The sequence below is a fragment of the Streptomyces sp. NPDC052225 genome (assembly GCF_040679615.1).
Taxonomy (GTDB): Bacteria; Actinomycetota; Actinomycetes; order Streptomycetales; family Streptomycetaceae; genus Streptomyces.
In genome coordinates this window covers 103696-125508 of record NZ_JBFAVD010000026.1, presented here as the reverse complement: position 1 = coordinate 125508, position 21813 = coordinate 103696, and the positions used below count along the sequence as shown (strand labels likewise).

Sequence of the window (21813 nt, the reverse complement as noted above, 5' to 3'; positions counted from 1 at the left end):
GAGTTCTCGCAGTGGGACCCGCGCCGCCAGCGCCCCGAACTGTGGCAGCTCTACAACGGCCGCCACGCGCCCGGCGAGCACGTCCGCGTCTTCCCCCTGTCCAACTGGACCGAGCTGGACGTGTGGCAGTACATCGCCCGCGAGAACATCGACCTGCCCGAGATCTACTACGCGCACGAGCGGCCGGTCTTCAGCCGCAACGGCATGTGGCTGACCGCCGGCGAGTGGGGCGGCCCCAAGGAGGGCGAGACGGTCGAGACCCGTCTCATCCGTTACCGCACGGTGGGCGACATGTCCTGCACCGGCGCCGTCGACTCCGACGCGACGACGATCGAGAAGGTCATCGCCGAGATCGCCGCGTCCCGGCTCACCGAGCGGGGCGCCACCCGCGCCGACGACAAGATGTCCGAGGCCGCGATGGAAGACCGCAAGCGCGAGGGGTACTTCTAACCATGAGCACGACCACTGCTGCTGAAGAGCTGGCCGGCCTGTCGGCCACGACCCTCCTGCGGTTCGCCACCGCCGGTTCCGTCGACGACGGCAAGTCCACCCTCGTGGGCCGCCTCCTGCACGACTCCAAGTCGGTCCTCGCCGACCAGCTGGAGGCCGTCGAGGCCGTGTCGCGGTCGCGCGGCGCCGCCGAGCCTGACCTCGCGCTGCTCACCGACGGCCTGCGCGCCGAGCGCGAGCAGGGCATCACGATCGACGTCGCCTACCGCTACTTCGCGACCCCGCGCCGCCGCTTCATCCTGGCGGACACCCCGGGCCACGTGCAGTACACCCGGAACATGGTGACCGGCGCCTCCACTGCCGACCTCGCCGTGGTCCTCGTCGACGCCCGCAACGGCGTCATCGAGCAGACCCGCCGGCACGCCGCCGTCGCCGCGCTCCTGCGCGTGCCGCACGTCGTGCTCGCCGTGAACAAGATGGACCTGGTCGAGTACAAGGAGTCCGTGTTCGCCGCGATCGCGGAGGAATTCACCGCGTACGCGGGGCACTTGGGCGTCCCGGAGATCACCGCGATCCCCATCTCCGCGCTCGCCGGTGACAACGTGGTGGAGCCGTCCGCCAACATGGACTGGTACGGCGGCCCGACCGTCCTGGAGCACCTGGAGACGGTCCCGGTCAGCCACGACCTCACGGGCTGCCACGCGCGCCTTCCCGTGCAGTACGTGATCCGGCCGCAGACCGCCGAGCACCCGGACTACCGGGGTTACGCGGGCCAGATCGCCGCGGGCACCTTCCGCGTCGGTGAGTCCGTGACCGTCCTGCCCTCCGGCCGTACGTCGAAGATCGCCGGGATCGACCTGCTCGGGCAGCCGGTCGACGTGGCGTGGACGCCGCAGTCGGTCACCCTCCTCCTGGAGGACGACATCGACATCTCGCGCGGCGATCTCATCGTGCCGACCGGGGACGCTCCCGCGACCTCGCAGGACGTCGAGGCGACCGTGTGCCATGTCGCCGACACCCCGCTCACCGTCGGCCAGCGCGTGCTGCTCAAGCACACGACCCGCACGGTCAAGGCGATCGTCAAGGAGATCCCGTCGCGGCTCACCCTCGACGACCTCTCCCAGCACCCCGACCCGGGGCAGCTCGTCGCCAACGACATCGGTCTCGTGAAGGTCCGCACCGCCGAGCCGCTCGCGCTCGACTCGTACGCGGACTCGCGGCGCACCGGCTCGTTCCTGCTGATCGACCCGGCGGACGGGACGACGCTCGCGGCGGGTATGGCGGGCGAGTCCTTCGCGACCGCCGAGGACCCCAAGTCCCTGGTGGACGACGAGGGTTGGGACTTCTGAGCATGAACCCCATCGACTACTACAGCACGTTCGCGAAAGAGGGCGGCCGCGTCGGCAGCGGCGCCCTCGGCAGCGGGCAGGGCGGGGTCGCGCGATGTGCGTGAAGACGTACGCGCACTGCCTGCGCGCCCACACCCCCCGCACCGTTCGTCGAAAACGAAGACATGCCGACCGCCCGGCCACGCCCTAGACGCCTGAAGGCCTAGACGCGCGTGCTCCGCCGGGCCTACGAGAGGAACACCTCCCGTGCCTGCCATCAGTTCGCTCTTCACGCGCCGCGGCCTCGTCGTCGCCGCCGCACTGCCGCTCCTCGCGCTCACCGCGACGGCCTGCGGATACGGCTCGGACGCCGACGACAGCGCCAAGGAGAACGTCGCCGCCAAGGGCAAGGCGCTCTCCGCCGGCACCGTGAAGATCGGCTACTTCGGGAACCTGACCCACGGCACCGCCCTGGTCGGTAACCAGAAGGGCTTCTTCCAGAAGGAGCTCAAGGGGACGAAGGCCTCCTACCAGGTCTTCAACGCCGGCCCCTCCGAGATCGAGGCGCTGAACGCCGGGTCCATCGACATCGGCTGGATCGGCCCCTCCCCGGCCATCAACGGCTTCACCAAGTCGCAGGGCAAGTCGCTGCGCATCATCGGCGGTTCGGCCTCGGGCGGCGTGAAGCTCGTCGTCAACCCGAAGAAGATCAAGTCCCTGGACGACGTCAAGGGCAAGAAGATCGCCACCCCGCAGCTCGGCAACACGCAGGACGTCGCGTTCCTGAACTGGGTCGCCGAGCAGGGCTGGAAGGTCGACGCGAACTCCGGCAAGGGCGACGTGTCCGTGGTCCGCACGGACAACAAGATCACCCCCGACGCCTACAAGTCCGGCTCCATCGACGGCGCCTGGGTGCCGGAGCCGACCGCGTCCAAGCTGGTCGCCGAGGGCGGCAAGGTCCTCCTCGACGAGTCCGACCTGTGGCCCGACAAGAAGTTCGTGATCACGAACATCATCGTGTCCCAGAAGTTCCTGAAGGCCCACCCGGACGTCGTCGAGGCCGTGCTGCGCGGCTCGGTGAAGACCAACAAGTGGATCGACGCGAACCCGGACGCGGCGAAGGCCGCCGCCAACAAGCAGCTGGAGAAGGACTCGGGCAAGGCGCTGCCCGCGAACGTGCTCGACCCGGCCTGGAAGTCCATCGAGTTCACCGACGACCCGCTGGCCTCGACCCTCGACACCGAGGCCTCGCACGCGGTCAAGGCGGGCCTCCTGGAGAAGCCCGACCTGAACGGGATCTACGACCTGAAGCCGCTGAACAAGGTGCTGAAGGCCGAAGGCGCCACCGAGGTCGCCGACGCCGGCCTCGGCGTCAAGTAACCGCCCGGATCCACGACTCCCAGGAGGTGACGACCATGGCGACGACCCTCGCCAAGGCCGCGGACACCGCTGTCGCGACCGACGGCAACTCGGCCCGTATCGAGCACGTGTCGAAGTCCTTCGCCACGCCCGCCGGATCGCAGCTCGTCCTGGACGACATCAGCCTCGATGTCGCGCCCGGCGAGTTCGTCACCCTCCTGGGGGCCTCCGGCTGCGGCAAGTCGACGCTGCTCAACCTGGTCGCGGGGCTCGACGCCCCGTCGGCCGGTTCCATCGCGACACAGGGCCGCCCTGCCCTGATGTTCCAGGAGCACGCCCTGTTCCCGTGGCTCACCGCGGGCAAGAACATCGAACTCGCCCTGAAACTCCGGGGAGTTCACAAGACCGAGCGCCGCGCCCGCGCCGAGGAACTCCTCGACCTGGTCCGGCTCCAGGACGCGTACGGCAAGCGCGTCCACGAACTCTCGGGCGGTATGCGCCAGCGCGTGGCCCTGGCCCGCGCGCTCGCGCAGGACGCCCAACTGCTGCTGATGGACGAGCCGTTCGCGGCGCTCGACGCGATCACGCGCGACGTGCTGCACGGCGAGCTCACCCGCATCTGGCGCGAGACGAACGTCTCCGTCCTGTTCGTCACGCACAACGTGCGCGAGGCGGTGCGGCTCGCCCAGCGTGTGGTCCTGTTGTCCTCGCGCCCCGGGCGGATCGCCCACGAGTGGACGGTGGACATCGAGCAGCCCCGCCGGATCGAGGACCCCGAGGTCGCCGAGCTCTCCGTCGAGATCACCGAACAACTGCGTGGGGAGATCCGCCGCCATGGCAAGGACTGAACCGACGGCCACCGCGGTGGCCGACAAGGCGGACGACCTCGCGGGTCTGGAAGCGGGCCTGGACGCCCTGGAGACCGTGCAGTCGGGGCGCACGCCGTTCAGCAGGACGTTCCGCGAGAAGATCTTCCCGCCGCTGACGGCAGTGATCGTCGTGCTGCTGCTCTGGCAGGGCCTGGTCTCCTTCCACATCGTCGACGACCCGACGAAGCTGCCGCCGCCGTCCGCCGTCTGGGACGAGGTCCGGACGTCCTGGCTCAAGGGCGAACTGCTCGGCTACATCTGGACGAGCGTCTCGCGCGGCCTTCTCGGCTTCCTGTTCGCCCTGGCCATCGGCACGCCGCTCGGCCTGCTCGTGGCGCGCGTGAAGTTCGTGCGCGCCGCGATCGGCCCGATCCTCTCCGGCCTCCAGTCCCTGCCGTCGGTCGCCTGGGTCCCCCCGGCGGTCCTGTGGCTGGGCCTGAACAACTCGATGATGTACGCGGTGATCCTGCTCGGCGCGGTCCCGTCGATCGCGAACGGCCTGGTCTCCGGCGTCGACCAGGTGCCCCCGCTCTTCCTGCGGGCGGGCCGCACCCTCGGTGCGACGGGCTGGCGCGGCCTGTGGCACATCGTGCTGCCCGCGGCGCTGCCCGGCTACCTCGCGGGCCTGAAGCAGGGCTGGGCGTTCTCGTGGCGTTCACTGATGGCGGCGGAGATCATCGCGTCGTCGCCGGACCTGGGCGTGGGCCTCGGCCAGCTCCTGGAGAACGGCCGCAACGCCTCGTCCATGCCGATGGTGTTCCTGGCGATCCTCCTGATCCTGATCGTCGGCATCGTCATCGACCTGCTGATCTTCAGCCCGTTGGAGCGCCGCGTGCTGCGCGGCCGCGGCCTCCTCGTCAAGAACTGAGCGCTGCCATGCCCCACTCCCCCGTACTCCTGGTCATCGCCCACGGCAGCCGCGACCCGCGGCACGCCGCGACGGTGCACGCCCTCGTGCGCGAGGTGCGGGCGCAGCGGCCGGGGGTCCGGGTGGAGACGGCGTTCCTCGACTTCAACGTCCCTTCCGTGCACGGGGTGTTGGAGTCACTGGCGGCGCAGGGCGTACGCGACGTGGTCGCCCTCCCGCTCCTGCTCACCCGAGCCTTCCACGCGAAGGCGGACATCCCGGCGGTGCTGCGGCAGGCGCCGCGCGGGCTGCGGATCCGTCAGGCGGACGTCCTCGGCCCCGACCCGCTGCTGGTCGCGGCCCTCGAACGGCGCCTGTACGAGGCGGGGCTGACCCCCGCCGACAAGCCCACGACCGGGGTCGTCCTGGCCTCGGCGGGCTCCTCCGACCCGGAGGCGATCGCAGTGATCGCTGAAATCGCGCGGGAGTGGCGGCACACCGGTTGGTGCGCCGTGCGGCCTGCGTTCGCCTCCGCATCTCTTCCCCGCACGGCCGACGCCGTACGGGAACTGCGCGCCCTGGGCTGCGCACGGGTGGCGGTCGCCCCGTACGTCCTGGCCCCCGGCCGCCTCCCGGACCGCATCGCGGAGGGCGCGGCGGAGGCGGACGTCCTGGCGGATGTGCTGGGGGCCGCGCCGGAGGTGGCGCGGGTGCTCGTGGACCGCTACGAGCACGCTCTCGCAAGGCAGTTGACGGCGCTCGGCGCCTGACTCACCCCGCGAGACGCTCCCCCAGCTCACTGCGCACGTACCGAACGCTCCGCCCACTGCGTGTCCGCGTCAGCAACCCGGCGTCGTAGAGGATCGACAGATGCTGGCTGACCGCGCCGGGGGTGACGTCGAGGCGGTGGGCGAGTTCCGTCGTGGAGGCGGGTTCGGCGAGCAGGCGCAGGAGGCGGGCGCGGGCGGTGCCGAGCAGGCGGGTCAGGGACGCGTCGGAGGCCGGGGGCGGGGTCTCGGAGATCGTGGCGCGGCCGCGGGCCGGGTAACTGAGCAGCGGCGGGAGTTCGGCGTCGATCATCGTGTGGGCGCCGTGGCAGAACAGCGTCGGTACGAGGACGAGACCGCGGCCGGCGATACGGATGTCCGCCGTGGGCCAGGCCCGGTAGTTGTGCGAGGCGACGAGGGTCAGTACCTCCCCGCTCCAGGTGAGGCGGCCGTCGAGACTGGTGAACAGGCCGCCCACGCCGTCCTCGGCGAGCACCTTGCCGCGGTGGGTGAGGTCGGCCTCCAGGACCGACTGGACGCGCGGCCACCAGTCGTCGGCGAGGCATTCGTACCAGTAGGCGTCCAGGGCGTCGGCGATGCGGTCGCGGAAGGCGGCGGGGTCGGCGAGCCCGTCGCGCACGATCTTCGGCAGCCGGTCGGGCGTCGTGGCGTACGCGGCCGTGAAGTCCGGTTCCAGGAGGTGCGGCGGGACCTCGCGGATCCGCGCCAGCTGCTGGGCGAACGTGGAGCGCGGGCGGTCCGGGCGCGGTGTGAGGAAGTCCGGGATCCACAGGTGCGGGGCGATCAGCGCGCCGAGCAGTTCGGTGTCCTGGCGGCGGAAGGCGGGGCCGAGGCGGCGCAGCCAGGGTCGCTGGTACGGGTAGCGCGCGGGCTCGCGCCAGGCGCGCAGCGAGTACACGGCCTCCTGGAGGGGCGAGTACGCGAAGGACGTACGGGCCAGGTCACTGCCGGCGAACCGGAACTCGATCATGTCCAGCGACCTCCTGACTCTTTAGTCGCACGCTAAAGGAATGCCGCGCCCGCCGGAACCGGGTTTCGCTATGGCCATGACCACATCACCCGCCGTCGCCCCGGCGGCGCCCGCGCCCGCCCCCACCCGTTTCGCGGGTCTGCTCCCGACGGACGACGTCCTGCGCCGGCTGTCGCTCATCACGCTTCTGAACGCCCTCGGGCGCGGTCTGTTCTTCCCCATCAGCGTGCTGTACTTCACGCGGATCGTCGGGCTCAGCGCCACGTCGGTGGGTGTGGGGCTCACCGTGGCGGGCGTGTTCGGGCTCGCGGCGGGGGTGCCCGCAGGGCGTGCGTCGGACCGGTGGGGCAGCCGCCGGGTGCTGTGCGCGCTGTGGTCGGGTGTCGGCCTGAGCATGGCCGCGTACGCGCTCGTCGACTCGTACGCGGGCTTCCTCGGGACGGCGATCTGCTACGCCGCGCTCAACCAGTCGTCGACCGGCGTGCGCGGCGCCCTGTACGCGGATGTCCTGCCGCCCGCGCACCGGGTGGAGGGGCGGGCACATCTGCGGATGGTGACGAACGTCGGGATGGGCGTCGGCGGCCTGTTCGGCGCGGTGGCGTTGCAGTGGGACAGCCGGGCCGCCTACCTCACGCTGATCCTCGTCAACGCGTGCACGTTCGTCATCGGCGCCCTGATGGTCGTACGTCTTCCGGTGACGCCCGAGCGCGTGGCGCAGGGGGACGCGCCGGCCGCGAGCCGCTGGCGGGCCGTGCGCGATCTGCCGTATCTGTCGGTGACCGTCCTCAACGCCGTACTGGCCCTTCAGTACAGCCTGTTGGAGGTCGGCCTGCCGTTGTGGATCGTGCAGAACACGGACGCACCGCGCTGGTCGGCGGCGCTCGTCGCGGTCCTCAACTGCGCCCTGGTGGCGCTGCTTCAGGTGCCGGCGACGCGCGGTGTCGAGGACGTGCCGGGCGCGGTGCGGGCGATGCGCAGGTCGGGGCTGCTGCTGGCCGCGTCGTGCGCGGTGTTCGCGCTGACGGCGGGCCTCTCGCCGGTGTGGGCGGTGCTCGTCCTCGCGGCCGGCGCGGTGGTGCAGGTCCTCGCCGAGGTGACGTCGGCGGCGGGCGGCTGGACACTGGGCTACGCGCTCGCCGACTCCCGCGCGCACGGCGTCTACCAGGGCGTCTTCAGCTCCGGCCAGGCGGCGGCCACGATGGCGGGCCCGGCCCTGGTGACGGTCACCGCGATCGAGCACGGCACGGCCGGCTGGGTCGTGCTCGGCGTGCTCTTCGTGGTGTCCGGTCTCGGTGTCGGCCCCGCCGTGCGGTGGGCCCGGCGCGACGGGGAGTGGCGCGGCGAGTGACGGCCGGCCCGGTCAGCCGACGTCGAGGCCTCCCGTGCGGGTCCGCTTGAGCTCGAAGAAGTCGGGCTCGGAGGCCAACACCCGGAAACTGTCGAAGAGTTGGGCGGCTTTCTCGCCGCGCGGGATCGCCCGCAGGACGGGCCCGAACCAGACCGTGCCGTCGACGTGGATCGTGGGCGTGCCGACGTAGCCGTCCGAGTCGGGCTCCTTCCCGGCGTCGTGGCTGCGGCGCACCGCGTCGTCGTACGCCGGGTCGTGCGCGGCGGCGGCGAGGGCGGCGGGCAGCCCCAGCTCGGCGAGCGCCTCGGCGATCACGGCGTCGAAGTCGTCGTTCTTGTCCTGGTGGATACGGGTGCCGAACGCGGTGTAGAGATCACGCAGCACCTCCTCGCCGTGGTCCCGCGCGGCGGCCACGGCGACCCGTACCGGGCCGATCGACTTGTCGACCAATTCGCGGTACCAGTCGGGGAGTTCGTTGCCGATGTTGTGCAGGTACAGGCTCATCGGCCGGAAGCGGAGGTCGAGCGGGCGTTCGCGCTCGACCTCCAGGATCCAGCGGGAGGTGATCCAGGCGAAGGGGCAGGCGGGGTCGAAGTAGAAGTCGACGCGGGTGCGGGTGCTCTGTGAGGTCATGTCTCGAACCTAGCCGGGCACTGGCCCTACGCCGTGGTCCATTTCACCCCGGCTCGCCTGGGCCACTCATGACCGCCCGGGCGTGCGCCCGCTCAGCGCGAGGGCCTGCGCGAACACGCCCGCTCCGGCGGGGAGTGCGGCGGGCTCGGCGAACCCTTCGTACTGCCGGTAGAGCGCGGCGTTCGCGCCGACCACGTCGAGCAGCAGCCGGGCCGCGCCGTCCGAGACCCGGAACTCCTGGCCGGTGGACGCGGCCACGTCCCAGCCGTGCAGGGCGAGTTCGAGCAGGAGCAGCGTAGCGACCTCGGGGGCGGGCTGCTTCGCGTACCCGAGGTCCACCTCGCCCTCCCACGCCTGTGGCTCGGCCCACGCGGCGACGGCCTTGTCCAGCTGGGCCGCGAATCCGGCGGCCCAGTCCGCGTCGGCGGTGAAGTCGCGAGCGGTGAGCTCGTCGGGCAACTGCCGTCGCTGGGCGCGGTGTTCGAGGCCGTGGGCGCCGTAGAGCACCCAGTGGTTGACGAGGGCGCGCACGTCCCAGTCGCCGCAGCGGGACGGCTCGTCGAGCTGGTCGGGCTTGACGCCGGAGGCGACGCGGGCGGCTTCGGCGGCGCATTCGGCCAGGTAGGGCTGCACGTTCTGCATGCTCGGTTCCATGTCCACGACGGTACGAGGACGAGCCCCGGTCCTTCTTGAACAAACGCGACAGGACCGCGCCCCGGGTCAGCCCGTGACGCGCGCGTCCACCATGGCCACCAGGTCGGCCACCGGCGTCTCCCCGGCCGCACGACCTTGCCGTGCCGCTTCGTCGGCCTGTTCCTGGAGTACGTCGTTGATGGGCGTGGGCACGCCGTGCAGCCGGCCGAGCAGGGCGATCTCGCCGTTCAGGAAGTCCGCCTCGATGCTGCCCGCGCCGCGCTGGAGCGACTGCCACGAGGAGCCGCCGCCGCGCGGCGATCCGTCGAACGGCTCGAACCGGATCTTGTCGGCGCGGGCCTGCTTCTCCTCGTCCTGCGGGGTGTACGCGATACCGGCGGCGGCGAGGACGGCCTCGCCCTCCGCGCGGGCCCTGCGGAAGAGGGCGATGCCCTCGGCGCTGGTCAGGACGCCGGAGATCGCCTCGATGGAGTTGGCGAGGTTGGCGAGGAGCTTGGCGTACTTCCAGCGCATGACGTCGTCGACGACGGGCGCCTCGAAGGGGGCCTTCTCCAGGTCGGCGGCGACGGCGCGGGCGGTCTCGTCGCTGCCGGACGGGTAGCGGCCGAGGTGCAGGATGCCGGTGAGCGGCGTGCCGTCGGCGCGCACGACGCCGGGCTCGACGAACGCGGCGGGCAGCCAGACGCACATCGCGTACACCCGCTGGAACGTGCGCAGGGCGAGCCGTTCGCTCTCCACCCCGTTCTGCGCGCACACCAGGGGCAGCCGCCCGGCCGCGGTGCCGCCGCCCTCGACGGGCCGCGGGCCCCACGCGGCGAGCGCGGCGGCGCTGTCCTGGGTCTTCACGCAGAGCACGAGGACGTCGTCGGCGCGCAGGGTGCCGAGCGCCTCGGGCCCGTCGACGACGGGGAGGCGGTGGGTGTGCGGCCCGTCCGGTGTCTGCAGGACGAGCCCGCGCTCGCGCAGCGCCTCGTACTGCGCGCCGCGCGCGACCAGCACGACGTCCTGCCCGGCCTGCGCGAGCCGCCCCCCGAGGGCGCCGCCGACCGCTCCCGCTCCGATGATGACGTAACGCATACAGCGACCCTTTCACGGAAAGGTGCAGCGGCCATCGACGCGGCTGTTGCGATCCGGCAAACTCTCCCGGTCCGGGGCCGCGCGGGCGCCCTGAGGCTCCGCCGAGGCCGTCGGCTACCGTCGCGGCATGACGACGCACCGACCGCCCACGCACTTCGCCCTCGGCTCCGACCTCCCCGTGCGCCGCCTCGGCTACGGCACCGTCCATCTGACGGGGCCCGGCGCCTGGGGCCCGCGCGGGTCCGACGCGAACGCGGTCGGCGTGCTGCGGCGGGCCGTCGAGCTCGGGGTGACGCTCGTCGACACCGCCGACAACTACGGGCCCGGCATCGCCGAGGAGCGCGTCGCGGCCGCCCTCCACCCGTACGCCGAGGGCCTGGTGGTGGCGACGAAGGGCGGTGTCGTACGGACGTCGTCGCAGTCCTGGCACATCGCGGGCCGGCCCGAGCAGCTGCGCGCGATGTGCGACGCGAGCCTGCGCCGGCTGCGCCTCGACCGGATCGACCTGTACCAGCTGCACCGCTTCGACCCGGACGTCCCCATGCCCGAACAGCTGGGTGTCCTCGCGGAGTTGAGGGACGCCGGCAAGATCCGGCACGTGGGCCTGGACTCCGTCACGGCCGAGCAGTTGCGGGCCGCGCTCGACCTGGGCATCGTGCCGATCGCGTCGGTGCAGAACCGCTACAACGTCCTCGACCGCGTCTCGGAGCCGCTGCTCAAGCTGTGCGAGGCGCAGGGCATCGCGTTCCTGCCCTGGTTCCCGCTGGGCAACGGCGCCCTCACCGACCACGAGGAGCTGACCGGTATCGCACGGGCGCACGAGGCGACGCCGTCGCAGATCGCGCTCGCGTGGCTCCTGCACCACTCCCCCGTGCTGTGCCCGACGCCGGGCACGGGGTCGCTCGCGCACCTGGAGGAGAACGTGGCGGCGGCGGACGTCCAGCTCACGGCGCAGGACATGGCGCGGCTCGACGCGCTCACGTCCCGCTCGTGAGCTCCACCAGCTTGGTGACGGTGTTCCAGTTGCGGCTGGTCGCGATCAGCCCCTTGTTCAGGCCGGGCCGCGCCAGCTGCTCGGCCAGCTTGGAGCGGCCGAGGCCGTCGGGGACGTAGAGATAGAGGGCGCGGTCGCCGAGCCGGAAGTCCTCCGGCGCGTACGCGGACGCGTCGACGGCGGCGTAGCGCTCGGGTCCCGGCTGCTCAGAGAGGTACGTGACGTGGAGCTGCTTGCCCTCAAGCTCCGCGGCCGGGAACGGGCACGCGTCGACGATCGCCTCGAGATACGCGTGGTCCCGTACGAGGACGTCGACCGTGAAGCCGAACTCGTCGGCGATGGCGCGGGTCAGAATCGCCGCCCACGACTCCTCGTCGCCGCTGTCCGCGCCGAAGGTGACGTTGCCGCTCTGGAGATACGTGCGGACGTCGTCGCACCCCAACCGCTCGACAAGGGGCCGCAGTTGGGCCATGGGCACCTTCTTGGCGCCGCCGACGTTGATGCCGCGCAGAAGCGCCGCGTAGTGAGTGGTCGTCCGCTGAGTCATGGGCACACGATAAGGCGGCCGCCGCACCCCGTGGGGGTGGGCACGACGGCCGCCGGTCACGTATCGCGAGCCGTTACTCGACGATCTTCAGGAGCTTGTTCGCGGTGCCGTCGGACGCGTTCTTGATGGCGTCCGGGGTGGCCCCGTCGGTGAGGGCCTTCGCGACGTCGGCCGGGGCCGCGTCCGGGTGCCCTGCGAGGTAGACCGCGGCGGCACCGACGACGTGGGGGGTCGCCATCGACGTACCGGAGATGGTGTTGGTGGCGTCGTCGCCCGTGTTCCAGTCGGACGTGATGTCCGAGCCGGGGGCGTAGATGTCCACGACGGAGCCGTAGTTGGAGAAGTCGGACTGCTCGTCGTCCTTGGTGGAGGAGGCGACCGTGATGGCCTCGGGGACGCGGGCGGGGCTGGACTGCGCGGCGTCGGACGACTCGTTGCCGGCGGCCACCGCGTAGGTGACGCCGGACGCGATCGACTTCTGCACGGCCGCGTCGAGCGCCTCGTCCACGCCGCCGCCGAGCGACATGTTGGCGACGGAGGGGCCCTGGTGGTGCTCGGTGACCCAGTCGATGCCGGCGACGACCTGCTCGGTGGTGCCGGAGCCCTCGTTGTCGAGGACGCGGACGGCCACGATCTTCGCCTTCTTGGCGACGCCGTGCGCCTCACCGGCGATGGTCCCGGCGACGTGCGTGCCGTGGCCGTTGCCGTCGTCGGCGCTGTCGTCGTTGTCGACGGCGTCGAAGCCGTAGGAGGCGCGACCGCCGAAGTCCTTGTGGCTGATGCGGACGCCGGTGTCGATGACGTACGCCGTCGCGCCCTCGCCCGCGCTGTCCGGGTAGGTGTACTTGCTGTCGCCCGCGGTCTCCGCCTGGTCGATGCGGTCCAGGCCCCACGACGGCGGGTTGTCCTGGGTGGCGTCGATGTGGAACTTCTTGTTCTGGACGACCTTGTCGACACCGCCGGCGGCGGCGAGCCGCTTGGCCTCGGTCTGCGAGAGGCCGCTGACCGAGAAGCCGTTGACGGCCGAGTCGTAGTTCCGCTTGAAGGTGCCGCCGTACTCCTTGGCCAGGCCCTTCTTGGTGGCGGCGGAGTCCGCCTTGCCGTCGAGGAGCACGATGTAGCTGCCGGCCACGGCGCCCTTGACGCCCTGGCCGTAGACGGTGCCCTCGGCGGGTGCCGCGTTGGCGAAGGGGCCCGCGAGGACGGTGACGCCGACCGCGGTGGCAGCGGTGGCTATCGCCGCGGTGAGCTTGACGGCGCCGAAACGGGCGCGCTGGTGAGTTGCCATGAAGAGGGATCTCCTCGTGGTGATGTGGGGGGTTGTGTGGGGGGATTTGCTGTTGCCCCGGCCAATCTCCGGAAGATGTCCGGGGGTTGAGACGAAACCCTGTCCGATTGACGCGACCAGATCAAGACCTACATACACCTGTGACTTACTCAACAAGGTTTCGTAATAACAAAAAGGACAGACCAGCCCTACATGGGGCTCTTCATCAGCCCTTCGCAGGTCACTCCCCCGCGGCTCAACCCCCGATACGTGTAAGGGGCGTGGGTCCTCCTGGACGCCGACTCCGGCCCGTCACGGCTCACCGGCCAGCACGACGACCCGCGCTTATCCCGCCCATACCTTCGAATCCGGAGGTGACCTCATGGCGAGGAACGGGGTGAAGGGCTTCGCCGCCCGGGCGGGCGGCTGGAGCGTGCGGCATCGATGGGCGGCGGTGGGGATCTGGGTGCTCTTCGTCGTCGTGGCGATGGGCCTCGGCTCGGCCGTCGGGCGCGTCGACGTCTCGGACGGCGACGGGCTCAGCGGCGAGACCGGGCAGGCCGCGCGCATCGTCGAGACCGCGGACATCGACGAGCCGGTGGGCGAGACCGTTCTCGTCCAGGGCAAGGACCGCCAACTGTCCGCCACGGCACCGGAGTTCAAGCGCGCCGTCGAGGACGTCATCAAGGCCGTCGAGGGCACGGGCGCGGTGACCGACGTCCGCTCGCCGTACGCGTCCGCGTCGGGCACCGTCTCGAAGGACGGCCGCACCGCGCTCGTCCAGTTCGACATGCGCGGCGACCCCGACACGGCGGCCGACCGGGTGCAGCCGGTGCTCGACGCGGTCAAGGGCGTGGCCGACGACCACGACGCGCTGCGGATCGAGGAGATCGGCGGCGCCAGCATGAACAAGACGTTCGCCGACGCGTTCGGCGACGACTTCCAGCGCGCCGAGTACTCGGCCGTGCCGGTGGCGCTCGGCATCCTGCTGATCGCGTTCGGCGCGCTCGTCGCGGCGCTGCTCCCGGTGGCCCTCGCGATCACGGCGATCATGGCGACGATGGGCCTGATGGGCGTCGTCAGCCATCTCCAGCCGATGAGCGAGACCGCCAACTCGGTGATGCTCCTCGTGGGGTTGGCCGTCGGCGTCGACTACTGCCTGTTCTATCTGCGGCGCGAGCGCGAGGAGCGGATGAAGGGCCACGACCCGCAGACCGCGCTGCGCGTGGCCGCCGCCACCAGCGGCCGGGCGATCATCGTCTCCGGTGTCACGGTGTGCGTGGCGATGGCGGGCATGATGTTCACCGGACTCGCCGAGTTCCAGGCGATGGGCCTCGCCTCGCTGATCGTGGTGGCGGTCGCGATGGTGGGCTCGGTGACCGTGCTGCCGGCGCTGCTCTCCCTGCTCGGCGAGCGCGTGGAGAAGGGCCGCATCCCCTTCGTGGGGCGCAGGAACAAGAGTCGTGCCCAGCGCAACTCCCTTGAAGGCAGCCGGCTTTGGCAGCGCGTCCTGACGGTCGTGCTGGCGCGGCCCGCCGTCTGCGTCGCCGTCGCGGTGGGCGCGCTCGTCGCGATCGCCGCGCCCGCGCTCGGCATGAAGACCCAGAACCTCACCCTGGACCAGGAGTTCGGCGACTCGCTGCCGATCGTGGCGACGTACGACCGGGTCAACGAGGCGTTCCCCGGCGGGTCCGACCCGGCCGAGGTCGTCGTGAAGGCGGACGACATCAACGCGCCCGCCGTGCGCTCGGCGATCGCCGACTTCCGTGCCCAGGCGGTGAGTTCGGGCGCCTCGCGCGGGCCGGTCGAGGTGACGGTGCACGCGGGGCAGGACGTCGCGTTCATCGACGTACCCCTGGTCGGCGGGTCCGATCAGGACAGGGCGGAGAAGAGCCTGGCGCTGCTGCGCGACCAGGTGCGGCCCGACACGCTCGGCACGGTCGACGGGGTGGAGGCGCCGGTCACCGGGCAGGTGGCGGGGTCGAAGGACTTCAACGACCAGATCGTCGGCTCGGTCGCCCCGGTCTTCGTGTTCGTCGTCGTCTTCGCCTTCCTGCTGATGCTCCTGTCGTTCCGCTCGCTGACGGTGGCGATCACGTCCATCGCGCTCAACCTGCTGTCCGTGGGAGCGGCTTACGGGATTCTCGTCGCCGTCTTCCAGAACGGCTGGGGCGCCTCGCTGGTCGGCGCGGAGGGCGTCGGAGCGATCATCTCGTGGCTGCCGCTGTTCCTCTTCGTGATCCTCTTCGGCCTGTCGATGGACTACCACGTGTTCGTGGTGTCACGGATCAAGGAGGCGCGTCTTCAGGGACGTACGAACACGGACGCCATCCGGCACGGGGTCGTCACGACGGCCGGGGTGGTCACGAGCGCGGCCGTCATCATGGTCGCCGTGTTCGCCATCTTCGGGACGCTGTCCATGCAGTCCTTCAAGCAGATGGGCGTGGGCCTGGCGGCGGCCATCCTGATCGACGCGACGGTCATCCGCGGTGTGCTGCTCCCGGCCGTGATGGCGCTGCTCGGCGAGCGCAACTGGTATCTGCCGAAGTGGCTGGAGCGGATGCCGGACTTCACGCACGACGAGGCCGGCACGGAGGTGCCCGAGGCGGCTCCGAAGGACGGGCCGGTGCGGGTTTCCCCATGAACCGTGACCGGTAAGGGGCGGTGCCGCAGTGCCTGTCGGGTTCCCGGAGGAACCGACCGGCACTGCGGCACATCTCCCTGGCGTCCGCGCATCGCCACGACGTCGTGCGCGTGACAGCGCATCCCCTGCCGTAACCCGGCCTAGCCGCGCGGCAGTTCGGCCTCGATCAGGTCGGCGGCCCGCTGCGTGCCGCCCTCGGTCGCCATCTCCCGCCGGATGGCGGCGAGCCGGGACGCCACCTCCGGGTCGTCGACGAGCGCGAGGACCGCCTCGCGCAGGGTGGCGGCGCTCGCCTCCTCCATCGGGACGTGGCGTGCGACGCCGAGGCTCTGGAGCATGTCCGCGTTGCCGAACTGGTCGACGGCCTGCGGGACGGCGACCATCGGCGTGGCGGTGGCGAGTCCTTCCTGACTGCCGCCCGCGCCGGCGTGCGTGATGAACGCGTCGGCCTGCTTCAGGACCGCGAGCTGCGGCACCCACGAACGCACCTCGACGTTCGCCGGGACCTCCCCGAGGTCGGCGGCGGTGACGTGCTTGCCGACCTGGAGCACGACGTGCCAGCCCGGCAGATCACCGAAGGCCTTCACGCACTCCCGGTAGAAGTCCGGCTGCTTGGTGAAGGAGGAGCCGAGCGAGACGAGCAGCACGCGCTCGGCGTCCGCGGGACGCTGCCAGTCGCCCTGCGCGGCGCGGTCGCCCTGGCAGGCGCCGACGAAGGTGTTCTTCTCCTCGTCGACCCGGTCGGCCTGCGGCTGGAGGGCCTTCGGGATGAGGACGAGGGTGCGGTCGTAGCGGCCCCAGAACTCGTCGGCCGTCTTCGGGACGCCGTACTCCTTCAGCCACGCGTCGAACTTCTCGAAGTACGCCGTGCCGCGCGGCGTCCGCCGGGGCTCGGCCCACATCGGCTTGGCGACCTCCTCCTCGTACCCCTCCCAGGCGACGAGGTTCGGCGAGAGCGTGATGGCGGGCACGCCCCAGCGGTGGGCGAGGACGCCCGCCGGGTACGAGGTGATGTCGTGGAGGACGAGGTCGGGCACACCGACACCGCCGCCCTCGCCGTCGCCCTCGTACGCCTCGATGAGCTGGGGCAGCGCCTGGATCGCGTCGTCCAGGAACGGCTCGACGTTGTCGAGGAGCGTGGTGCCCCAGGCCTCCGGGTCGTCGTCGGGGCCGGGCAGGGTGGTGCGGTAGAGGACCGGCTCGGCACCGGTCTCGGCGATCTTCTCCTCGAACAGGTGCGGGATCGCGTACGTGACGCGGTGCCCACGGGCGACGAGCTCCCGGATCACTTCCAGACTCGGGTTCACGTGCCCGTGGGCCGCGATGGAGAACATGGCGATATGGGCGGGCTTGGTGTGTTCCGGGTTCGTCATGACGTCACCGTAGACGAGACGAACCGTCTCGTGCAACCTCATTACGGTGCGGGCCTTCCGCCGCCGGGTGCGAGACTGGCCCCGTACCAGGTGCGACGTGGGAGGCAAGAGGATGGACGAGGCACGGGCACGGGACGTGCTGGCGCAGGCCGGTGTCGCGGAGGGCCCCGCGGCCGCCGCGGAACTGATAGCCCTCGGCGAGAACGCGGTGTTCGCCGCCGGCGACCTCGTCGTCAAGGTGGGCCGCAGCATCGAGCAGGCCGGCCCCGAGCTCCTCGACCGGGCCCGCCGCGAACTGGCCATCGCCGCCTATCTCGCGGACCACGACGTCCCCGCCGTGCGCGCCGCCAAGGCGGAACCGCTGCTCGTCGACGGGCACCCGGTCACCGTGTGGCACCGGATCCCGGCGGCCGTGCGCCCCGCCGAGCCGCGCGACCTCGCCGAACTCCTCAAGCGCGTGCACGCGCTGCCCGAACCGACCGGATTCACCCTGCCCCGGCGGGAGTTGCTCGGCGGCGTCGAGCGGTGGCTGCGGCTCGCGGGCGACGCGATCGACCCGGCCGACGCGGACTACCTGCGCGAGCGGCGCGACGGTTTCGCCGCGGCCGCGGCCGCGCTGACCCCCCACCTGCCCGCCGGGCCGATCCACGGTGACGCCCTGCCGCGCAATGTGCACATCGGGCCCGATGGACCGGTCCTGGTCGACCTGGAGACGTTCTCGGCGGATCTGCGCGAGCACGATCTGGTCGTCATGGCGCTGTCGCGGGACCGGTACGGGCTGCCCGCGGCGGCCTATGACGGGTTCGTGGCCGCGTACGGGTGGGACGTGCGGGAGTGGGACGGGTGTGCGGTGCTGCGCGGGGCCCGGGAGACGGCGTCCTGCGCGTGGGTCGCGCAGCATGCGCCCAGCAATCCGAAGGCGCTCGTGGAGTTCCGGCGCAGGGTGGCGTCTTTGCGGGACGGCGACGCCGAGGTGCGCTGGTACCCGTTCTGAGCCCGTCGGGACAGGGGGGTCGGGGGTTCCTTCGGCTTTCCCGCCGCGGGCACGGTCCCGCCGCGGGCACGTCGGCTTTGTCCCCGGACCCCCGGTCCTCAAGCGCCGGACGGGCTAGATCTGGGCCACATCCAGCACCCGCACGGGCCACACCGGATCCACCACGGCCCCCGCATCCCCCTTCTTGCGCAGGAAGTTCTGGAAGTCGGCCGCCCACTCCGCGTACCACTCCACCTGCCGCCGGTGCAGCTCGGCCACCCCCAGCGCCGCGACCTTCGCATGGCGCTCGCCTATCGCGAGGGCGAGCTGCGCCGCGGCCAGCGCGTCCGCCGACGCGTCATGGGCGGCGGCGAGCGTGACCCCGTACTCGGTGCACACCGCCTCCAGGTTGCGCTTGCCGCGGCGGTAGCGGTCGACGCTGCGGTCGATCGTGTACGGGTCGATGACGGGCGCGGGGTCCCGGTCACCGAGCCGCTCGCGCAGTGACGGCAGGCCGTGTCTGGCCAGTTCGGCGGAGAGCAGGGTCAGGTCGAACGCCGCGTTGTACGCGACCACCGGGACGCCCGTGCGCCAGTACCCGACCAGGACCTCGGCGATGGCGTCGGCCACGCGGTCGGCCGGCTCGCCGTCCGCCGCCGCCCGCTCATTGCTGATGCCGTGGACCGCGACCGCCTCGTCGGGGATCGGCACGCCCGGGTCGGCGAGCCACTGCCGGTGCCCGAGGACGGCGCCGTCCCTGACCTCGATGACGGCGCCCGTGACGATGCGCGCCTCGCGCGGATCGGTCCCGGTCGTCTCCAGGTCGAAGCCGATCATCAGCTCCCGGTGCCAGCCCATGGCAGCCCCCTTCTTCGTGGTGCGTTCCCCCAGTGACCACCACCCTCGCACGCGCCACTGACAATCGGTCCGGCACCTGGCACCGCATGCGACGGGCGCCGCTACGACACCGGTCGCCCGTCGGCCCACGCCTGTTCGAACTCGTCGCGGTATGTCACGAAAAGGCCGTTCTCCCCCGAGTCCGCGGAGGTGCCCGCCTTCACCACCCGGCCACCGCCGCGCAGCACCAGGACGGGTGCCTCCATCCCGCGGGTGCGGCGCAGGTACGACTGGACGACGGCGATGCCGTCCGAGCCGTCGCCGTCCACGAGGTACGCGGTGAAGCGGGGCGTCTCGTCGAAGACCTGGATCTCGAAGGCGGCCGGGTCGCGAAGCCGGGCGCGCACGCGCCGCATGTGCAGGATGTTCATCTCGACGGCGCGCCCCAACTCGCCCCGTTTGAGCCCGAGTTCCCTTTCGCGCCGTTTGACCGCGCTGGAGGCGGGGTTCAGGAAGAGCAGCCGGGTCCGGCAGCCCGACTCGGCCAGGCGCATCAGGCGCCGCCCCGAGAAGTTCTGGACGAGGAGGTTCAGGCCGATCCCGATCGCGTCCAGGCGCCGCGCGCCGCCGAAGAGGTCCTCGGCGGGCAGCTGCCGCAGCAGCCGTACGCGGTCCGAGTGGACGCCGACGACGTCCGCGTACCGGTCGCCCACCATGTCCTCGACGGCGTCGACGGGCAGCCTGCGCGACGACGGGACGTCCGAACCGGCGCTCAGTATGTCGAGCAGCCGGGAGGAGGCGCGCTCGGCCTGTGCGAGGACCGTCTCGGACAGCGCGCGGTTGCGGGAGACCACGTTGCGGGTGACCTCCAGCTCGTCGAGGGCGAGTTCGACGTCGCGCCGGTCGTCGAAGTACGGCTCGAAGCACGGCCAGTGCTGGACCATCAGCTCGCGCAGCTGCGGGAGGGTCAGGAACGACAGGACGTTGTCGTCGGCGGGGTCGAGCAGGTAGCCCTTGCGGCGGCTGACCTCGCGCACGGCGACGGCCCGCTGCACCCACTCCTGCCCGGCGGGGCCCGCGGCGGCGACGACCCAGTCGTCCCCGTTCACCGGTTCGTAGATGGGGCGCAGTACGGCCCCGACGACGGCGCGCAGCCGCTGCTCGACCAGGTTCAGCCAGATATAGGCGCGGCCGGCTCGTTGGGCGCGCGTACGGACCTCGCGCCATGCGTCGGTGCCCCAGTCCAGTTCGGGTCCGATCTGCGACCCGATGTCCATGGGCCGAGCCAGCGACACCGCTCCGGGCGGGATGTCCGTGGAGGCTGTCTCCTGGCTGTCCTGGCCCTCGTGACCGTCGTCACCAGGGGGCAGCTCCAGCCCTCCCGAGCTCACCCGCTCCGCACCGCCTTCCGCTCCCCCGAGCTGTTTTCGAGCACTCCCCCAGCAACGATCAAGGAAGGGTACTCCGGGAGCGGTCGGCGGTGCAGCCGGATGGAGAGGAGAGTTTCTCAACTACCGTTTCCGGGAACGCCGTTCTGACCCGCCAGGTCCGCGGGAGTGAGCGGATTCATAGCGGTCACGTCCCTGGGGGCGAGCGAGAAGCCCTGCCAGTGCACCGGCATCGGCTGTTGGTCCTCGTCCCGGGCGATGTGGTGGAACCCGATGTTGACCCAGGTGATCGGGTGCTTCAGGGTCTGTCCCGACACCCACTTGTCCACACTCGTACCGCCGCAGTTGGCCGCCGGGTTGTCGCTCGCGTACTGCTCGCACTTCTTGTACTCGGTGAAGTACACGTCGTGCTTGGTGAACGAGCGTCCGGGGAACTTGCTGGAGCGGCCGGGCACGAACTCGTAGGAGCGGGGGTGCCCGTCCGTGTTCTTGCCCGCCGTGGAGACCACGCGCCACCACCGCATGTCCTTGACGTCACCGGCGAGTTCCTTGGTGACGGGGGTACGGGTGGTCTTCGTCTTCGGCGATCCGCTGCCGGCCGGCGGGGTCACCGTGGAGTCGTACTGCTCGACCTTGCTCTTGGTGGAGCCGTCCAGGCCGAAGTTGAGCCGCCAGAAGACGTTGTGGCTGTGGCTCTCGGCGTAGGCGGTGGCACCCTTGCCGATGGGCCAGCCCTTGCCGTCGGTGCCCTTGTAGTCGTACGGGGAGAGGCTCCCAGTGGCTCCCACGTTCGACGTGATGGTGCCGTCGGAGGAGAAGCGCCACTCGGTGATGTACTCGTACCAGGACGCCTTGTTGACCGTGTAGACGAGCAGGTCCTTGCCCTGGGCGCTGTAGAGCTTGCCGCTGCCTCCGGTCGATTCGTCGTCGTTGAGCCGGTACGCGTGCCCGCGCGCACGCGTGGTCGCGCACAGGCCCTGGACGTCGCCCATGTCGGGGACCTTGACGGTCTTGATGGTGCCGCCGGGGCATTCGGCCGGCCTCAGCTTCTGCAGGGCGAGGCCGAAGTCGGTGCCCGTGATGTCGTCGTACTCGTTCTCCCCGTCGTCGTAGGGGACATGAACCTGCGCGAGGCGGGCACTGGTGAGTACGGAGATCGGCGCGGCTTCGCTCTTGGGCTGGTAGCTGACGTCGTCCAGGACGAGTCCGGACAGGGTGTTGTAGTGCCAGCACATCCGCCAGGTCGTACCGCCGTCGAGGGTCTGCTCGATCTGGTACGCGGCCGAGCAGGCGGGCGCGGCGGCTCCGGGTGCCTGAGGAGGCGCGGCGGAGGCGGGTGCGGCGAGGGCCGTGCCGAGCAGCGCGGTGACCGCGAGGCCGGTGAGGAGCGTGGCGGGCCTGCGGGCGCGCGCCGCTCTGGTGACGTGCGGGGCGCGTGTGGCGGCCTGGTGGGGCATGTCGGGCATA

The 21813-nt window shown here is 71.4% G+C and carries 20 protein-coding genes; 10 read left to right on the top strand and 10 right to left on the bottom strand.

Features of this window, described 5'->3' with window-relative positions:
• The 6 genes from cysD to AB0L37_RS30815 form a co-directional block, all read left to right on the top strand.
• Positions 1-450: sulfate adenylyltransferase subunit CysD (gene cysD / locus AB0L37_RS30840; RefSeq protein ID WP_365512677.1), on the top strand; the 450-nt coding region annotated here is incomplete at its 5' end.
• Positions 451-452: 2 nt separating this feature from the next.
• Complete coding sequence (locus tag AB0L37_RS30835) at positions 453-1799, top strand: GTP-binding protein (RefSeq protein WP_365512674.1); 1347 nt, start codon at positions 453-455, stop codon at positions 1797-1799.
• A gap of 246 nt (positions 1800-2045) precedes the next feature.
• Entirely contained in the window at positions 2046-3158 is a 1113-nt protein-coding gene (locus AB0L37_RS30830; RefSeq protein WP_365512671.1) for an ABC transporter substrate-binding protein, read from the top strand.
• A 35-nt stretch (positions 3159-3193) separates the two neighbouring features.
• Positions 3194-3985, top strand: a complete 792-nt coding sequence (locus tag AB0L37_RS30825) for an ABC transporter ATP-binding protein (protein WP_365512668.1) — start codon at positions 3194-3196, stop codon at positions 3983-3985.
• Positions 3972-4874: an ABC transporter permease gene (locus AB0L37_RS30820; protein ID WP_365512665.1), complete on the top strand. Its 903-nt coding sequence runs from the start codon at positions 3972-3974 to the stop codon at positions 4872-4874. The genes AB0L37_RS30825 and AB0L37_RS30820 overlap by 14 nt, the downstream gene beginning before the upstream one ends.
• Positions 4875-4882: 8 nt before the next feature.
• On the top strand, positions 4883-5623 hold the full coding sequence (locus tag AB0L37_RS30815; RefSeq protein WP_365512662.1) for a sirohydrochlorin chelatase: 741 nt from the start codon (positions 4883-4885) through the stop codon (positions 5621-5623).
• A gap of 1 nt (position 5624) precedes the next feature.
• Here AB0L37_RS30815 and AB0L37_RS30810 read toward each other — a convergent pair whose 3' ends face one another.
• The gene (locus AB0L37_RS30810) at positions 5625-6611 is read right to left on the bottom strand and encodes a DUF5937 family protein (RefSeq protein ID WP_365512659.1); all 987 of its coding nucleotides are present in this window, start codon (positions 6609-6611) and stop codon (positions 5625-5627) included.
• A gap of 76 nt (positions 6612-6687) precedes the next feature.
• Between AB0L37_RS30810 and AB0L37_RS30805 the strand changes: the two genes are divergently transcribed.
• Positions 6688-7959 carry an MFS transporter gene (locus AB0L37_RS30805; protein ID WP_365512656.1) on the top strand — a complete coding sequence of 424 codons (1272 nt, stop codon included), beginning with the start codon at positions 6688-6690 and terminating at the stop codon, positions 7957-7959.
• 12 nt (positions 7960-7971) lie between these two features.
• Here AB0L37_RS30805 and AB0L37_RS30800 read toward each other — a convergent pair whose 3' ends face one another.
• The 3 genes from AB0L37_RS30800 to AB0L37_RS30790 form a co-directional block, all read right to left on the bottom strand.
• Positions 7972-8592: a DsbA family protein gene (locus AB0L37_RS30800; RefSeq protein ID WP_365512653.1), complete on the bottom strand. Its 621-nt coding sequence runs from the start codon at positions 8590-8592 to the stop codon at positions 7972-7974.
• 66 nt (positions 8593-8658) lie between these two features.
• Positions 8659-9246 carry a TIGR03086 family metal-binding protein gene (locus tag AB0L37_RS30795; protein WP_365512650.1) on the bottom strand — a complete coding sequence of 196 codons (588 nt, stop codon included), beginning with the start codon at positions 9244-9246 and terminating at the stop codon, positions 8659-8661.
• Between the two features lie 66 nt (positions 9247-9312).
• Positions 9313-10323, bottom strand: coding sequence for a 2-dehydropantoate 2-reductase N-terminal domain-containing protein (locus AB0L37_RS30790; RefSeq protein ID WP_365512647.1), 1011 nt, complete (start codon positions 10321-10323; stop codon positions 9313-9315).
• Positions 10324-10450: 127 nt separating this feature from the next.
• Between AB0L37_RS30790 and AB0L37_RS30785 the strand changes: the two genes are divergently transcribed.
• Positions 10451-11317: an aldo/keto reductase gene (locus AB0L37_RS30785; RefSeq protein WP_365512644.1), complete on the top strand. Its 867-nt coding sequence runs from the start codon at positions 10451-10453 to the stop codon at positions 11315-11317.
• Here the strand turns inward: AB0L37_RS30785 and AB0L37_RS30780 are convergent.
• Both AB0L37_RS30780 and AB0L37_RS30775 read right to left on the bottom strand, forming a co-directional pair.
• Complete coding sequence (locus tag AB0L37_RS30780; RefSeq protein WP_365512641.1) at positions 11301-11864, bottom strand: DUF1697 domain-containing protein; 564 nt, start codon at positions 11862-11864, stop codon at positions 11301-11303. The genes AB0L37_RS30785 and AB0L37_RS30780 overlap by 17 nt on opposite strands.
• A 73-nt stretch (positions 11865-11937) precedes the next feature.
• Entirely contained in the window at positions 11938-13152 is a 1215-nt protein-coding gene (locus tag AB0L37_RS30775; RefSeq protein ID WP_365512638.1) for a S8 family serine peptidase, read from the bottom strand.
• 361 nt (positions 13153-13513) lie between these two features.
• Here AB0L37_RS30775 and AB0L37_RS30770 point away from each other — a divergent pair, with 361 nt between their 5' ends.
• Positions 13514-15775: an MMPL family transporter gene (locus AB0L37_RS30770; protein ID WP_365512636.1), complete on the top strand. Its 2262-nt coding sequence runs from the start codon at positions 13514-13516 to the stop codon at positions 15773-15775.
• A gap of 140 nt (positions 15776-15915) precedes the next feature.
• Here the strand turns inward: AB0L37_RS30770 and mgt are convergent, their stop codons facing one another.
• The gene (mgt, locus tag AB0L37_RS30765) at positions 15916-17190 is read right to left on the bottom strand and encodes a macrolide-inactivating glycosyltransferase (RefSeq protein WP_365512633.1); all 1275 of its coding nucleotides are present in this window, start codon (positions 17188-17190) and stop codon (positions 15916-15918) included.
• Positions 17191-17260: 70 nt separating this feature from the next.
• Between mgt and AB0L37_RS30760 the strand changes: the two genes are divergently transcribed.
• Entirely contained in the window at positions 17261-18142 is an 882-nt protein-coding gene (locus tag AB0L37_RS30760; RefSeq protein WP_365512630.1) for an aminoglycoside phosphotransferase family protein, read from the top strand.
• A 114-nt stretch (positions 18143-18256) separates the two neighbouring features.
• Here AB0L37_RS30760 and AB0L37_RS30755 read toward each other — a convergent pair whose 3' ends face one another.
• The 3 genes from AB0L37_RS30755 to AB0L37_RS30745 all read right to left on the bottom strand — a co-directional run bounded on the left by AB0L37_RS30755 (position 18257) and on the right by AB0L37_RS30745 (position 21812).
• Positions 18257-18979 carry a 3'-5' exonuclease gene (locus AB0L37_RS30755; RefSeq protein WP_365512627.1) on the bottom strand — a complete coding sequence of 241 codons (723 nt, stop codon included), beginning with the start codon at positions 18977-18979 and terminating at the stop codon, positions 18257-18259.
• Between the two features lie 101 nt (positions 18980-19080).
• Positions 19081-20349 carry an SAV2148 family HEPN domain-containing protein gene (locus AB0L37_RS30750; RefSeq protein ID WP_365512624.1) on the bottom strand — a complete coding sequence of 423 codons (1269 nt, stop codon included), beginning with the start codon at positions 20347-20349 and terminating at the stop codon, positions 19081-19083.
• 116 nt (positions 20350-20465) lie between these two features.
• Positions 20466-21812, bottom strand: coding sequence for a copper amine oxidase (locus AB0L37_RS30745; RefSeq protein WP_365512621.1), 1347 nt, complete (start codon positions 21810-21812; stop codon positions 20466-20468).
• Position 21813: the final 1 nt, after the last annotated feature.

Excerpts from the sequence above, each read along its gene's own strand:
- AB0L37_RS30825 (WP_365512668.1), top strand. The coding sequence starts at position 3,194 with ATGGCGACGACCCTCGCCAAGGCCGCGGACACCGCTGTCGCGACCGAC.
- AB0L37_RS30835 (WP_365512674.1), top strand. The coding sequence starts at position 453 with ATGAGCACGACCACTGCTGCTGAAGAGCTGGCCGGCCTGTCGGCCACG.
- AB0L37_RS30820 (WP_365512665.1), top strand. The coding sequence starts at position 3,972 with ATGGCAAGGACTGAACCGACGGCCACCGCGGTGGCCGACAAGGCGGAC.
- AB0L37_RS30755 (WP_365512627.1), bottom strand. The coding sequence starts at position 18,979 with ATGGGCTGGCACCGGGAGCTGATGATCGGCTTCGACCTGGAGACGACC.
- AB0L37_RS30790 (WP_365512647.1), bottom strand. The coding sequence starts at position 10,323 with ATGCGTTACGTCATCATCGGAGCGGGAGCGGTCGGCGGCGCCCTCGGG.
- AB0L37_RS30805 (WP_365512656.1), top strand. The coding sequence starts at position 6,688 with ATGACCACATCACCCGCCGTCGCCCCGGCGGCGCCCGCGCCCGCCCCC.
- AB0L37_RS30800 (WP_365512653.1), bottom strand. The coding sequence starts at position 8,592 with ATGACCTCACAGAGCACCCGCACCCGCGTCGACTTCTACTTCGACCCC.
- AB0L37_RS30785 (WP_365512644.1), top strand. The coding sequence starts at position 10,451 with ATGACGACGCACCGACCGCCCACGCACTTCGCCCTCGGCTCCGACCTC.
- AB0L37_RS30770 (WP_365512636.1), top strand. The coding sequence starts at position 13,514 with ATGGCGAGGAACGGGGTGAAGGGCTTCGCCGCCCGGGCGGGCGGCTGG.
- AB0L37_RS30775 (WP_365512638.1), bottom strand. The coding sequence starts at position 13,152 with ATGGCAACTCACCAGCGCGCCCGTTTCGGCGCCGTCAAGCTCACCGCG.
- AB0L37_RS30795 (WP_365512650.1), bottom strand. The coding sequence starts at position 9,246 with ATGGAACCGAGCATGCAGAACGTGCAGCCCTACCTGGCCGAATGCGCC.
- AB0L37_RS30780 (WP_365512641.1), bottom strand. The coding sequence starts at position 11,864 with ATGACTCAGCGGACGACCACTCACTACGCGGCGCTTCTGCGCGGCATC.
- AB0L37_RS30760 (WP_365512630.1), top strand. The coding sequence starts at position 17,261 with ATGGACGAGGCACGGGCACGGGACGTGCTGGCGCAGGCCGGTGTCGCG.
- mgt (WP_365512633.1), bottom strand. The coding sequence starts at position 17,190 with ATGAGGTTGCACGAGACGGTTCGTCTCGTCTACGGTGACGTCATGACG.
- AB0L37_RS30745 (WP_365512621.1), bottom strand. The coding sequence starts at position 21,812 with ATGCCCGACATGCCCCACCAGGCCGCCACACGCGCCCCGCACGTCACC.
- AB0L37_RS30810 (WP_365512659.1), bottom strand. The coding sequence starts at position 6,611 with ATGATCGAGTTCCGGTTCGCCGGCAGTGACCTGGCCCGTACGTCCTTC.
- AB0L37_RS30815 (WP_365512662.1), top strand. The coding sequence starts at position 4,883 with ATGCCCCACTCCCCCGTACTCCTGGTCATCGCCCACGGCAGCCGCGAC.